This is a genomic window from Streptomyces sp. NPDC019396 (genome assembly GCF_040632375.1).
In the GTDB taxonomy this organism is placed as follows: Bacteria; Actinomycetota; Actinomycetes; order Streptomycetales; family Streptomycetaceae; genus Streptomyces.
This window is the reverse complement of record NZ_JBEYBS010000004.1, coordinates 43,512-57,696: the sequence shown is the minus strand read 5'-3', so window position 1 is coordinate 57,696 and position 14,185 is coordinate 43,512. Positions and strand designations below refer to the sequence as shown.

The 14,185-nt window shown below is 70.5% G+C and carries 7 protein-coding genes; all 7 read right to left on the bottom strand.

Annotation, left to right across the window (positions count from 1 at the left end; genetic code table 11):
- Positions 1-116: 116 nt before the first annotated feature.
- The 7 genes from ABZ532_RS05680 to ABZ532_RS05650 all read right to left on the bottom strand — a co-directional run bounded on the left by ABZ532_RS05680 (position 117) and on the right by ABZ532_RS05650 (position 14,103).
- Positions 117-1,322, bottom strand: a complete 1,206-nt coding sequence (locus ABZ532_RS05680; RefSeq protein ID WP_361279823.1) for a DNA polymerase III subunit delta' — start codon at positions 1,320-1,322, stop codon at positions 117-119.
- Between the two features lie 116 nt (positions 1,323-1,438).
- Positions 1,439-4,591: a dTMP kinase gene (gene tmk / locus ABZ532_RS05675; protein ID WP_361279822.1), complete on the bottom strand. Its 3,153-nt coding sequence runs from the start codon at positions 4,589-4,591 to the stop codon at positions 1,439-1,441.
- 140 nt (positions 4,592-4,731) lie between these two features.
- Positions 4,732-7,599: a type I DNA topoisomerase gene (gene topA, locus ABZ532_RS05670; RefSeq protein ID WP_361279820.1), complete on the bottom strand. Its 2,868-nt coding sequence runs from the start codon at positions 7,597-7,599 to the stop codon at positions 4,732-4,734.
- Between the two features lie 644 nt (positions 7,600-8,243).
- Entirely contained in the window at positions 8,244-9,770 is a 1,527-nt protein-coding gene (locus ABZ532_RS05665; protein WP_361279819.1) for a class I SAM-dependent methyltransferase, read from the bottom strand.
- Between the two features lie 199 nt (positions 9,771-9,969).
- Entirely contained in the window at positions 9,970-10,662 is a 693-nt protein-coding gene (locus ABZ532_RS05660; RefSeq protein ID WP_361280099.1) for a small secreted protein, read from the bottom strand.
- Positions 10,663-10,956: 294 nt separating this feature from the next.
- Positions 10,957-13,353: a sodium-translocating pyrophosphatase gene (locus tag ABZ532_RS05655; RefSeq protein ID WP_361279818.1), complete on the bottom strand. Its 2,397-nt coding sequence runs from the start codon at positions 13,351-13,353 to the stop codon at positions 10,957-10,959.
- 306 nt (positions 13,354-13,659) lie between these two features.
- The gene (locus tag ABZ532_RS05650; RefSeq protein WP_361279817.1) at positions 13,660-14,103 is read right to left on the bottom strand and encodes an ATP-binding protein; all 444 of its coding nucleotides are present in this window, start codon (positions 14,101-14,103) and stop codon (positions 13,660-13,662) included.
- Between the last annotated feature and the right edge of the window lie 82 nt (positions 14,104-14,185).

Genomic DNA, 14,185 nt, shown 5'->3' with positions numbered 1-14,185 from the left:
CAGGCGAGGAGAGAGATACGGAGGCGGGCGCGATGCCTGATGTCCATTCTGGGAGCCTAGCCGCCGACCAGGGGTTCGTACCTGTTGACGCCCGTTTGGGTGATTGTGGAGGTGCCTCAGCCGGCGCGGAGCGCCATCGTCATCGCCTCCACGGCCAGCAGCGGCGCCACATTCGCATCGAGCGCCTCGCGGCAGGCGAGGACCGCTTCTATCCGGCGCAGGGTCCGCTCGGGGCTGGAACTCCGTGCGATCCGGTCGAGCGAGTCCCTCACGTCTTCGTTGGCGAGGGCGAGCCCGGAGCTCATCTGGAGGGCGAGCACATCGCGGTAGAAGCCGGTCAGGTCGGTGAGAGCCAGATCGAGGCTGTCGCGCTGCGTCCGGGTCCTGCGCCGCTTCTGCCGGTCCTCGAGCTCCTTCATCGCCCCCGCGGTGCCACGCGGCATACGTCCGCCCGCTACCGCGCCGAGCGCCGCCTTGAGGTCCTCGGTCTCCTTGGTGTCGACCTCCTCGGCGAGTTGCTTCGCGTCATCGGCCGCCGCGTCGACCAGCTCCTGGGCCGCCTTCAGACAGCCGCCGATGTCCTCGACGCGCAGCGGAAGCCCCAGGACGCTGGCGCGGCGGGCGCGGGTGCGCTCGTCCGTCGCGAGCCGGCGTGCCCGGTCGATGTGCCCCTGCGTGGCACGGGCAGCCGCCGTCGCCGCGTCCGGTTCGATGCCGTCCCGTCGCATCAGGACATCCGCCACGGCCGCCACGGACGGGGTGCGCAGCGTGAGGTGGCGGCAGCGGGAGCGGATCGTGGGCAGGACATCTTCCAGGGACGGTGCGCACAACAGCCACACCGTCCGGGGGGCGGGCTCCTCGACCGCCTTCAGCAGCACGTTGCCCGCGCCTTCGGTGAGGCGGTCGGCGTCCTCCAGCACGATGACCTGCCAGCGGCCGATCGCGGGCGACAGCTGGGCACGGCGCACCAGGTCCCGTGTCTCCTTCACTCCGATGGAGAGAAGATCGGTCCGGACCACCTCGACATCCGCGTGGGTACCGACCAGGCTCGTGTGGCAGCCGTCGCAGAACCCGCAGCCCGGCGCCCCGCCCAGCGCACGGTCCGGACTGGTGCACTGGAGGGCAGCGGCGAAAGCCCGCGCAGCGGTGTCGCGGCCCGAGCCGGGCGGACCGGTGAACAACCAGGCATGCGTCATCTTCGACGCCTCGGGCGGGCTTTCACCCGCCGCTGTCGCCGTGACGAGAGCATCGGCGTCCCTGGCCGCCGCCGCGAGCTGCTCCTGGACTCGCTCCTGGCCGACCAGGTCGTCCCATACGGTCATGCAGTCGTCACCGCCTTCCGGGCCCTTCCGATGCTTGCGTTGCATTCCCATTGTGGGGCGGGGGTCGGACAGCCTCGTGTGCCTGTGGACAACTCCTGACCCTCCGCGGGCCGGCACTACCTCCGGCGGCGACGGCCACCCTCTCCGGCATCGCCGTCATCGTCATGCCGCCCCAGCAACTCGTCCGCCAGAGTCGGCAGATCGTCCAGCGGGGTCTCCTCCGCCCAGTCCGAGCGAGGCCGGGGCCGTCCCTGCTCGTCGAGCTGCGGCAGTTCGCGCGTACGGTCCTCGCCGCCCGCCGCGGACTGCTCGTCCCGGAAGATGCCAGGCGGCACGCGGTCCGCCGGGTCGGTGGCCCGTACCGGAGGCAGCACGGCCGTCTCGTCCACCGACCGGTCCTGTGCTGCCGCGCCGGTGGCCCGTACCGGAGGCAGCACGGCCGTCTCGTCCACCGACCGGTCCTGTGCGGCGTCAGGGACCTGAGGCAGGACGGTTGTCTCGGTCTCGGCGTCGCGGTCTGGCTTCGCCGTGTCGTTCGACGCCTCGGGCTTCGTCATGTCGATGCGCGGATGCGGCGTCTCCACCGTCTGCGCCATGTCGTCCGCCCTGGGCGACGATGCCTGGGCCGCCGCTTCCGCAGCCGCGGCGGATGCCGCCTCCGCCACCCTGCGCGCCTCCTCCGCGCGCAGCAGGGCCTCCTCCGCCTTGCGCTGCCTCTCGCGGCGGCGCTCCTCGGCCTCCGCGCGCAGCCGGGCCTCTTCCTCGGCCTCCCGCCGACGGCGCTCGTCCTCCTCGCGCTGGACCTTCTCCTCGGCCTCCCGCCGACGGCGCTCCTCCTCGGCCAGGCGGCGTGCCTCCTCGGCGCGCTGCCGCGCCTCCTCCGCCTGCCGTTCGGCCTCGCGCTGGCGGGCTTCCTCCAGCTCGCGGCGCTTGCGCTCCTCTTCCTCGGCCCGCAGCTTGGCCAGCTGCTCCTCGCGCTCACGCGCCAGGCGCTCCTCCTCCGCCTTGCGGGCCGCTTCCGCCTCGGCCTTGCGGCGGGCCTCCTCCTCGGCAGCCCTGCGCGCCTCTTCCCGGGCCTCCACCTCGGCCTCGGAGAGCGGAAGCATCCGGTCGAGCCGGTGGCGTACGACCGTGGTCACGGCCTCCGGCTCCTGGCCCGCGTCCACGACCAGATAGCGACCCGGGTCGGCGGCGGCCAGGGTGAGGAACCCGGCGCGCACCCGCTGGTGGAACTCGGCCGGCTCGGACTCCAGCCGGTCCGGTGCCTCCGTGAAGCGCTCGCGGGCGGTCTCCGGAGACACGTCGAGCAGCACCGTCAGATGCGGTACGAGGCCGTCCGTGGCCCAGCGCGAGATGCGGGCGATCTCGGTCGGCGAGAGGTCGCGGCCAGCGCCCTGGTAGGCGACGGACGAGTCGATATAGCGGTCCGAGAGGACGATCGCGCCGCGCTCCAGCGCAGGGCGGACCACCGTGTCGACGTGCTCGGCGCGGTCCGCCGCGTACAGCAGGGCCTCCGCTCGGTGAGACAGACCGGCCGACGAGACGTCGAGCAGGATCGAACGCAGCCGCTTGCCGATGGGTGTGGCACCGGGTTCGCGGGTGACGACGACCTCGTGGCCCTTGGCACGGATCCAGTCGGCGAGAGCCTCCACCTGGGTGGACTTGCCCGCGCCGTCACCGCCTTCCAGAGCGATGAAGAAGCCGGTCGCGGCGGGCGCCTGCGCCGGGTCGGCTCCGCGGCGTACCGCGTCGGCCAGGTCGCGCCGCAGTGGTACACCGGACCGGTCGTCCGTCTTGGCGAGGACGATCGCCGCGACGGGCAGCAGCAGCGCGCCGACCAGCATCAGGGTGAAGGCGGCGCCGCCGTGGGCGAAGACGAACTCCCCGTTGGCGAGGCGGTGCGGGCCGATCGCCGCGGCGAGCAGCGGCGCGGCGACGGCGGCCAGGCCGATCGAGACCCGGACCACGGCCTGAAGATGCTCGGTGATCCGCGGCCGGCGGTGCTCCTCGGTCTCCAGGTCGATCAGTGCGTGTCCGATGTGCGCGGCGACTCCGGCCGCGAGGCCTGCCAGCACGGCGATGAACAGCGCGGTCGCGGTGTCCGGTACGAGCCCGAGCGCCAGCAGGGCGAGGCCGGTGACGGCGATCGCCAGTGCGAGGAGCCGACGGCGCGACAGTGCGGGCAGGACGCTCTGAGCCCGCCTGATCCCCAGCCCGGTGCCGCCGGTCAGGGCAAGGACGAGAAGGGCGAAGGCGACCGGGCCGCCGCCGAGGTCGCGGGCGTGCAGTACGGCGACCGCCGCGGCCGACGCGATGGCACCGGCGACCGCGGCGCAGGCCAGGACGAGCAGCGGAACCGCACCCGTACGGCCCTTGTCGAGGCCGCTGCCGGTGGACGGGCGGCGCAGGCCCTCGAGTGGGGAGCGGGGACGCGGGGTGGACGCGTCGGGCAGCTCGACGGCATACAGGACGGACATGCAGGCGGCGAAGAGCCCGGCCGCGACGTACGAGCCGAGCGCGGCCTGGTGCAGCGAGAACCACTCGATCCCGGAGCCCAGCAGATTGCTGATCAGCGTGGCGACCAGCAGCACGGCGGCCCCCGCGGGGATCACCACGAACGAGGTACGCAGGGAGAGCCTGCGGAGCGCCTCCTGATGGTCAGGGAGGGGACGTACGGCGGCGCCTTCGAGAGGCGGCGCCGGAAGCAGGGCCGGCGCGGCGCTCTCCCGGGCGACGGTCCAGAAGCGCTCCGCGACCCCGACGACGAAGACCGTGCCGAGGACGTACGCGAGGGCGCTGTCCGGCACCCAGTCGATCCAGAGCGGGGCGATCACCAGTAGGGGGATACGCACCCCGTCGGCGCCGATCATCGTCCAGCGGCGGTCCAGGGGGCCGCTGGGTGCGGTGAGCGCGGTGAGCGGTCCCAGCAGCACCGCGCCGAACAGCAGCGTGGCGAGGACACGGGCGCCGAACACCGTCGCGACGGCGAAGGCCGCCCCGCGGTAACCGCCGCCGAAGGCCCCTTCGGTGACGGCCGCCTGAAGCGCCAGCAGGATCAGCACCAGCAGCGCGAGCGCGTCACCGATGCCGCCGATGAGCTGCGCTCCCCACAGCCGCCGCAACGCGGGTACGCGCAACAATGATCGAACGGCGCGTTCGCGTGAATCCGCGACAAGGGCGTCCGTACCGGATGCCCTCTGGTCGTCTGCCGTGGCTGCTCCAGGGTCGGTGGCGGCGTTCTGGGCCGCCTGCTGCTCGGCTCGCGTCATCCGCCCAGCCTATCCGGAGCATCTGACTCCCCGGGCGCCCCGTCCGAACAAACGGGCGGAGAGCCGAGAGCGTACGCAGAGGGGCCACCGCGTCGCTCTCGACGAGGTGGCCCCTTTGTGCGCGTTCAGCGGCTATGCGTCTATTCGTCAGTGGCGGATTTCGCCGCCGTCTTCTTGGCGGCTGCCGTCGTCGTCTTCTTCGTGGTGGTCTTCTTGGCCGCCGCAGCCGTCGTCTTCTTGGCGGCGGTCTTCTTCGCCGCCGCAGCCGTCGTCGTCTTCTTGGCTGCCGTCTTCTTCGCCGCCGTCTTCTTGGCGGGTGCCTTCTTGGCGACCTTCTTCGCCGGTCCCTTCGCCCGCTTCTCCGCCAGCAGTTCGAAGCCGCGCTCGGGCGTGATGGTCTCGACGCTGTCGCCGGTCCGCAGGGTCGCGTTGGTCTCGCCGTCGGTGACGTACGGCCCGAAGCGGCCGTCCTTCACCACGACCGGACGCTCGCTCACCGGGTCCGTGCCGAGTTCCTTCAGCGGAGGCTTGGCCGCCGCCTTGCCGCGCTGCTTCGGCTGTGCGTAGATCGCCAGCGCCTCGTCCAGCGTGATGTCGAAGAGCTGGTCCTCGGTCTCCAGCGAACGCGAGTCCGTGCCCTTCTTCAGATACGGCCCGTAGCGACCGTTCTGGGCTGTGATCTCGACGCCCTCGGCATCCTGGCCGACGACGCGCGGCAGCGACATCAGCCGGAGCGCGTCCTCCAGAGTGACCGTGTCCAGGGACATCGACTTGAAGAGGGAGGCCGTGCGCGGCTTCACCGCGTTCTTGCCGGTCTTCGGTGTGCCCTCGGGCAGCACCTCGGTGACATACGGCCCGTAGCGTCCGTCCTTGGCGACGACCTCATGGCCCGTCTGGGGGTCCTTGCCCAGCTCGAAATCGCCGCTCGGCTTGGCCAGCAGCTCCTCGGCGAGCTCGACGGTCAGCTCGTCCGGCGCGAGATCGACGGGGACGTCGGCACGCTGGTGGCCCTCCGCGTCCTTCTCGCCGCGCTCCACGTACGGGCCGTATCGGCCCACCCGCAGGACGATGCCGTCGGCCACCGGGAAGGAGGAGATCTCGCGGGCGTCGATGGCGCCCAGGTCGGTGACGAGCTCCTTGAGACCGCCGAGGTGGTCGCCGTCACCGTTCCCGGCTTCGGCGGCGGAGCCCGTGGAGCCGCCCGCAGCCGTGCCCTCGCCGAAGTAGAAGCGCTTCAGCCACGGCACCGCCTGGGCCTCGCCGCGGGCGATGCGGTCGAGGTCGTCCTCCATCCTGGCGGTGAAGTCGTAGTCGACGAGCCGCCCGAAGTGCTTCTCCAGGAGGTTGACCACGGCGAAGCTCAGGAAGGACGGCACGAGAGCCGTGCCCTTCTTGAAGACGTAGCCGCGGTCGAGGATCGTGCCGATGATCGACGCATAGGTCGACGGTCGGCCGATCTCGCGCTCCTCGAGCTCCTTGACGAGGGTGGCCTCGGTGTAGCGGGCCGGAGGCTTGGTGGCGTGGCCGTCCGCCGTGATCTCCTCGGCGGTGAGCCGGTCGCCCTCCGCGACCTGCGGAAGGCGGCGCTCACGGTCGTCCAGCTCCGCGTTCGGGTCGTCCGCGCCTTCGACGTACGCCTTCATGAAGCCGTGGAAAGTGATCGTCTTACCGGAGGCCGAGAACTCCGCGACCCGTCCGTCGGACCCGGTGCCGGCGATCCTGACGGTGACGGAGTTACCGACCGCGTCCTTCATCTGGGAGGCGACGGTCCGCTTCCAGATCAGCTCGTAGAGCCGGAACTGGTCGCCGGTCAGGCCGGTCTCCGCGGGGGTGCGGAAACGATCACCGGAGGGGCGGATCGCCTCGTGCGCCTCCTGCGCGTTCTTGACCTTTCCGGTGTACGTACGCGGCTTCTCGGGCAGGTAGTCGGCACCGTAGAGCTGCGTGACCTGCGCCCGGGCCGCGGTGACGGCGGTCTCCGAGAGCGTGGTCGAGTCCGTACGCATGTAGGTGATAAAGCCGTTCTCGTACAGCTTCTGCGCGATCTGCATCGTGGCCTTCGCCCCGAAGCCGAGCTTGCGCGAGGCCTCCTGCTGGAGGGTGGTGGTGCGGAACGGCGCGTACGGCGAGCGGCGGTACGGCTTCGACTCGACCGAGCGGACCGAGAACGCGGAGCTCTCCAGCGCCGCCTTCAGGGCCCGGGCATTCGCCTCGTCGAGGTGGAGCACCTGGTCGGTCTTGAGCCGGCCGTCCGGACCGAAGTCACGTCCCTGGGCGACACGCCGCCCGTCGACCGAGGTCAGCCGGGCCGTGAAAGCTGCGGGGTCTGAGGCGTCGCCGGTGCGGCCGGTGGCGAAGGTGCCCGTCAGATCCCAGTACTCGGCGGAACGGAAGGCGATGCGCTCGCGCTCGCGCTCGACGACGAGGCGGGTGGCCACGGACTGGACCCGTCCCGCCGACAGCCGCGGCATGACCTTCTTCCACAGGACCGGCGAGACCTCGTAGCCGTAGAGGCGGTCGAGGATACGGCGGGTCTCCTGTGCGTCGACCATGCGCTTGTTGAGCTCGCGCGGGTTGGCCACGGCCTCACGGATGGCGTCCTTGGTGATCTCGTGGAAGACCATCCGGTGGACGGGGACCTTGGGCTTGAGGACTTCGAGGAGGTGCCAGGCGATCGCCTCGCCCTCACGGTCCTCATCGGTGGCGAGGTAGAGCTCGTCGGATGCGGCCAGCTGCTCCTTGAGCTTTCTGACCTGCGCCTTCTTGTCGGCGTTGACGACATAGATGGGCTGGAAGTCATGCTCGACGTCCACGCCGAGGCGCCGGACCTCGCCCGTGTACTTGTCGGGGACCTCGGCGGCCCCGTTCGGGAGGTCGCGGATGTGCCCGACGCTCGCCTCGACGACGTAGCCGGGGCCGAGGTAGCCCTTGATCGTCTTCGCCTTGGCAGGCGACTCGACGATGACGAGTCGGCGGCCGCCCTGTGCGGTCTCGCTGGTCGGGGACAACTTCGCTCTTCTCTCCGGTCGACGCTCGGTGGGTACGTACGCGTGTGACGCATGGCGTACGGCGCACGAGCCGTACTGTCACTGCTGTCGCTGCGGAGTGTGACGGTACAACCCGCCCCCGTGTCAAACGGCAAAAGCCCGCAACGGCCACTCGAACGGTAACCCGAGTCCAGGCATTCCTGCCGCCCGGACCGCCACGCCGGATGTCGGGGCGAAGCGGAACGCCGCGCCTCAGTTCGCTTCCTTCCTCTCCTCGACGTGGCGCCGGGACAGGCTTCTCGGGCACCGGGACCGGCCCATCCGGGCACGTCCGGGCATCGGCCACCCGAATTTCCGGGTGAAGGAGCCGAGGGTTCACCCGGGCGGCGCCAGGGCGTGTCGCGGAGTGCCCGGGTGGCGCTGGTCACTGTCGCGGGGACCTCACCGCAGAAGCCGGACACGCCGGAGACGCGAGGAAACCGGAACCGGAACCGGAACCGGAACCGGAACCGGAACCGGGAAGGAGAGTGAGGGGACGTACCGCTTCCGCCCGGTGGGCTTCCGTCCGGGTGGGCCGAACACATTCGACCCACCGCTCGAACGGTGACCGGAACCAGAAGGGAAGGCCGGGTAACGGTCGCCTGGCCGCCCCTGGGCCCCGGAAGCTACGTCCCGGCCACAGGCGCCGGCACCGGATCCAGGAACCCTTCCGCCACCAGCAGCCTGATGGCCCCCGGTGTGCGGTCCCGCAGCAGCACCGGGTCCTCGCCCAGGAGCTGGGCGATGGCGTCGAGGATCCGCCCGGCGCTGAGCGTCCCGTCGCACACCCCGGCAAAGCCCGCGCAGACATGGTCGACCCTGGTGGCACGGCGCATGCCGCGGTTCTGCCGCAGCACGACGTGCTCGGGGTCCTCCGCACCGGGCGGGCCCACCTGCTCCTGCGTCACCTCAGCGGCGAGCACGAAGGCGTCGGCGAGCAGCGCCGCGTCATCGCGCGACCGCAGATAGTCCTGCCGCTCGAAGTGGGTCCGTACCGCCTCGCCAAGGGGCTGCTCCACCGGGTGCGGCCATTCCTCCACGACGACCGACGGGCGGTCCGAGCCGGACTTGCGCAGCGTGATCCAGCCGAAGCCCACCGCCTTGGTACCGCGCGCCTCGAACTCGTCCAGCCAGGCGTCGTACCGTGCCGCGTACTCCTCGGGAGCCGTCCGGTGGTCGCCGCTGTCCCTGAGCCACAGCTCGGCGTATTGCGTCACGTCCTGCACTTCGCGCTGGACGATCCAGGCGTCACAGCCGCGCGGCACCCAGGAACGCACCCGCTCCTGCCAGTCCTCCCCTTCCACGTGCTGCCAGTTGGCGAGGAACTGCGCGAACCCTCCGGCGTTGAGCCGGTCACCCGCCTGCTGGACGAGCGAACGGCACAGGTCGTCCCCACCCATCCCGCCGTCCCGGTAGGTCAGCCGGGCGCCGGGAGAGATGACGAACGGGGGATTGGACACGATCAGGTCGTACGTCTCCGCCATGACGGGCTCGAAGAGCGAGCCCTCGCGCAGATCGGCATCGGGCGCCCCGGACAGCGCGAGCGTGAGGCGGGTGAACACCAGAGCCCGCGGGTTGAGGTCGGTGGCCGTGACGCGGGACGCGTGCTGGGCCACGTGCAGGGCCTGGATCCCGGATCCGCTGCCCACGTCGAGGGCGGTGGCGGCCGGCGTACGGACGGTGATGCCGGCCAGGGTGGTGGAGGCCCCGCCGACGCCGAGCACCATCGCCTCGCCCCTGCCACTGGCACCCCCGGCTCCGCCGACCGCGCAGCCGAGATCGGAGACGATGAACCAGTCCTGGTTCTCGGGCCCGCTGTAGGGGCGGATGTCGACCGTCGCCCGGACGCCGTCGCCGTCCTCGACCACCCAGCCGTCGCCGAGCACCTCGTCCAGGGGCAGCACGGCGCGCGCCCGGTCGCGGGAGACCGTGTGCTGGAGGAGGAACAACCGGACGAGTGTCTCGAGCGGGGAGTCGCCGCGGGTGGCACGCACCGCGGGGACGGTCTCGCTGCGGGCGAGCGCGGCGTAGGCGGGCGCGCCGAGCAGATCGAGCAGGCCGTCGGCGGTGAAGTCGGCGGCGAGCAGGGCATCGCGCAGCCGGGCGGACTGAGCGGGCGCGGGGAGGGCCCCGGGGAAGCTGATCGTACTCACGCGCCCATTCTCACCCGCGCCGGAGACAGAGAGCCGGCTCATGAGGCTGGAGCGGCCGGAGCAGGGTCATCGGCCGGGCGGGCTGCCGGGTTGACGGACGGGCCAGGGCTGGGCGTGCTGCCGGATTAACGGACGAGCCAGGGCTGGGCGTGGCGTGGGCCCGGCTCACCCGCGGGCCCACCCACAATCTGGGGGACGACTAGTCGCCGGAGGAATCCGGCGTGCCCTGGGACTTCGACGGGCCGCTCGCGTTCGAGGGCTTGGCCGGCGGCTTGGCCGCCGGCTGCGAGGCCTGACCCGCGGGCGTCGAGGCGCCCGAGCCCGGGTTCCCGCTCGCCGTCACCGAGGGCTTGACCTTCTGACAGCCGGGCTGCTTGGCCATCGCCTGCCCGAGCTCGCCGGACTGGAGCTTGGCCAGCGCGTCCTGGTCCATCTTCTCGATCTTGGTCAGCCCGTCGGCGACGTCCTGCAACCCGTCGGCGAACTTCTGCTGGTCCTTGGGGCTGAGCGCGTCGACCTGCTTCTTCAGGTTCACGTAGGCGGCGGCCGTGGCGTTGAGTTCCTTGACCGCGTCCTGCTGCAGCGTCGCGCCGTTCTCGACCGGAGGGCTACCGGCCGACTGCACCGCGGCGGCCAGGGCCTTGTTGGCGTCGGCGATGTCCTGGAAGGCCTTCGAGTCGGCGGCCTGGATGTCGGCCGGCTTGCCGTCGGCGGCGGTCGAGATGATCGACTGCTGGGCGTCGGCCCGCTTCTGGATCTGCGGCTGTGCCTTGTCGCAGACCGTCTTGGCCCAGGCGTTCACCTTGCCGTCGTTGTCGTCGCTGGTGCAGCCCGACAGAGCGAGCACGAGTACCGCGCCGCCCGACAGCGATGCCGCGAGCTTCTTGTTCACCTTCACCGGATCGGTCCCTTCCAAGGCTCTCGGCCCCGGAACATACACGGCAAGAGGACGACAATCGCATCACAGCAGTCCGGACTGCAGGGCTTTGCAGCCATTTGAACCAAGAGATACGAGGCTCTCATCACGTCATGCCGGTGAGCGGCACGCGTGCGAGTGCGCGAACGGGCGGGCGGCGCGCCAATGCGCGCCGCCCGCCCATGGTTTGAACCGGCCCTTCGTGCAGATGGTGAAGTCCTGCGCGAAAGGCCTGCACGAACGTCCGAGTGGAACCTCCGTGCGGGGCTGCTACGAAACGACTGCCGGATCCGGCGACTTCGCCGAGCGTTCGGCCGCGTTGCCGTCGTCGCCCACGGCCACGCTGCGCCGCTTCGACGCGTACACGGCAACCAGGATGACCAGCAGGGCGATCGCGGCGATCACCGCCCGTGCGCCGGCGTTGGCGTCGTCGCCGTAGCTGAACTGCACGACGGCCGGAGCGATCAGCAGCGCCACCAGGTTCATCACCTTGAGCAGCGGGTTGATCGCGGGACCCGCGGTGTCCTTGAACGGGTCGCCCACCGTGTCGCCGATGACCGTGGCGGCGTGGGCGTCGCTGCCCTTGCCGCCGTGGTGGCCGTCCTCGACGAGCTTCTTGGCGTTGTCCCAGGCGCCACCGGAGTTGGCGAGGAAGACGGCCATGAGGGTGCCGGTGCTGATGGCTCCCGCGAGGAAGGCACCCAGCGCACCGACGCCGAGCGTGAAGCCGACCGCGATCGGCGCCAGCACCGCGAGCAGCCCGGGGGTGGCGAGCTCACGCAGCGCGTCCTTGGTGCAGATGTCGACGACGCGTCCGTACTCCGGCTTCTCGCTGTAGTCCATGATCCCGGGGTGCTCGCGGAACTGCCGCCGCACCTCGAAGACCACCGCACCGGCCGACCGGGAGACCGCGTTGATCGCGAGACCGGAGAACAGGAAGACCACGGCGGCGCCGAGGACAAGGCCCACCAGGTTGTTGGGCTGGGAGACGTCCAGGCTGAGGCTCATCTCTCCCGCCCTGGCGCCGACATCGGCGACCGCGGTGGCGATCGCGTCCCGGTACGAGCCGAAGAGCGCGGCCGCGGCGAGTACGGCGGTCGCGATGGCGATGCCCTTGGTGATCGCCTTGGTGGTGTTGCCCACGGCGTCGAGGTCGGTGAGCACCTGCGCGCCCGCGCCCTCGACGTCGCCCGACATCTCGGCGATGCCCTGGGCGTTGTCGGAGACCGGACCGAAGGTGTCCATGGCCACGATGACGCCGACGGTGGTCAGCAGCCCCGTGCCGGCCAGCGCCACCGCGAACAGAGCCAGCATGATCGAGGTGCCGCCGAGCAGGAACGCCCCGTACACCCCTAGGCCGATCAACAGCGCGGTGTAGACGGCCGACTCCAGACCGACGGAGATGCCGGCGAGCACCACGGTCGCCGGTCCGGTGAGCGAGGACTTGCCGATGTCACGGACCGGTCGGCGGCTGGTCTCGGTGAAGTACCCGGTCAGCTGCTGGATCAGAGCGGCCAGCACGATGCCGATGGCCACGGCCACCAGCGCGAGGATGCGCGGGTCGCCGTCGTGCGCCAGGATCGCGGCCTCGGTGACACCGTCCAGGTCCGCGTACGACGACGGCAGGTAGACGAACACGGCGACGGCCACGAGGGCGAGTGAGATCACCGCGGAGATGAAGAAACCGCGGTTGATGGCGCTCATCCCGCTGCGGTCGGCGCGCCGCGGGGCGACCGCGAAGATACCGATCATCGCGGTGACCACGCCGATCGCCGGCACGATCAGCGGGAAGGCCAGACCCAGATCGCCGAAGGCGGCCTTGCCGAGGATGAGCGCGGCGACCAGCGTGACGGCGTAGGACTCGAACAGGTCAGCCGCCATGCCCGCGCAGTCGCCCACGTTGTCGCCGACGTTGTCGGCGATGGTGGCGGCGTTGCGCGGGTCGTCCTCGGGGATGCCCTGCTCGACCTTGCCGACGAGGTCGGCGCCGACGTCCGCGGCCTTGGTGAAGATGCCGCCGCCGACACGCATGAACATGGCGATGAGCGCGGCGCCGAGGCCGAAGCCCTCCAGCACCTTCGGCGCGTCGGCCGCGTAGACGAGCACCACGCAGGAGGCGCCGAGCAGACCGAGGCCCACCGTGAACATGCCGACCACACCGCCCGTGCGGAAAGCGATCTTCATGGCCTTGTGTGCGACCGCCGTCAGATCCTTTTCCGGTTCGCCCTCCGCGGGAGTGGCCTCACGTGCGGCTGCGGCGACGCGGACATTGCTGCGCACGGCAAGACGCATGCCGATGTATCCGGTGGCCGCCGAGAAAATCGCGCCGACCAGGAAGAACACGGAACGCCCGCCACGCTGGGTCCAGTTGTCGGCCGGAAGCAGCATCAGCAGGAAGAACACGATCACGGCGAAGATGCCAAGAGTGCGCAACTGCCGCGTCAGATAGGCATTCGCACCTTCCTGGATGGCTGCCGCGATCTTCTTCATGGAATCGGTGCCTTCACCGGCTGCCAGAACCTGGCGCACCAGCAGCTGGGCAACGACCAGCGCCGCCAGCGCAACGGCCGCGATCACAATGACGATCATCCGATTTTCATCGGTGAGTACCGCAGCAGCGAGAGAAGTGGGGTGGTCGATCAGGTGTGGGTTGAACAGCCCCGCCATTCGTCCTCCTTGACGTTCAGCGCGCAAGATGTGGACGGATTCTAGGGAGCGGAACCTGATCAAAACAGGGCGCGGCAAACGGAATTGACCTTCACTTGCTCCTCAGCAAAAAGATCGCGCTCCGAGATACGCACCGAAAGCGGTAATGCCGCAAAAGCATTGACGCTTGATCAATGATCTAGATAAATGAAAAAGACCCTGCTCAGCAGGGTCGGTCAGATGAATGATCATATGCCGCACGGCATATGCATGACGGGGGTCTATGCGGCTGACGGGTCAAAGGGTGCGCGGTCTCAGGATCAACGGTCACGAAGTGACCGTGGCCGGATTGATCGGCCAGCTCATCCTGATGACACCGCCATCGACTCCGGACGTCACCTCGACATCGTCGACGAGCCCGCTGATCACCGCGAGGCCCATCTGGTCCTCACCGCTGCCGTCCGAGCCGTCATCGGCTCCCGCGGCGGAACCCGACGCCGCCCCGCCCTCGTCTCCATCGGCAGGCACCTCGTCGACGACCTCGATCGAGAAGGTCTTCTCCTCCTCGGTCAGCAGCACCCTCACGGGGGCGGTGAGGCCGTTGACGCGGTGCAGCCCCACGGCGCGGCTGCACGCCTCACCGACGGCGAGCCTGACCTCATCGAGCACGGTCTCGTCGACCCTGGCCCGGCGTGCCACGGCAGCGGCGACCAGACGGGCCGTCCTGACGTGCTCGGGCTGAGCGCTGAAGCGCAGTTCGACGGTGGCCATGCGGTCCCCCTTGGACGTACGAGCGTGCGATGGTGCTTTCGGGCCTGCTTCTCAGGGCCCGGGCGACTGTGCCCGGGCCCGG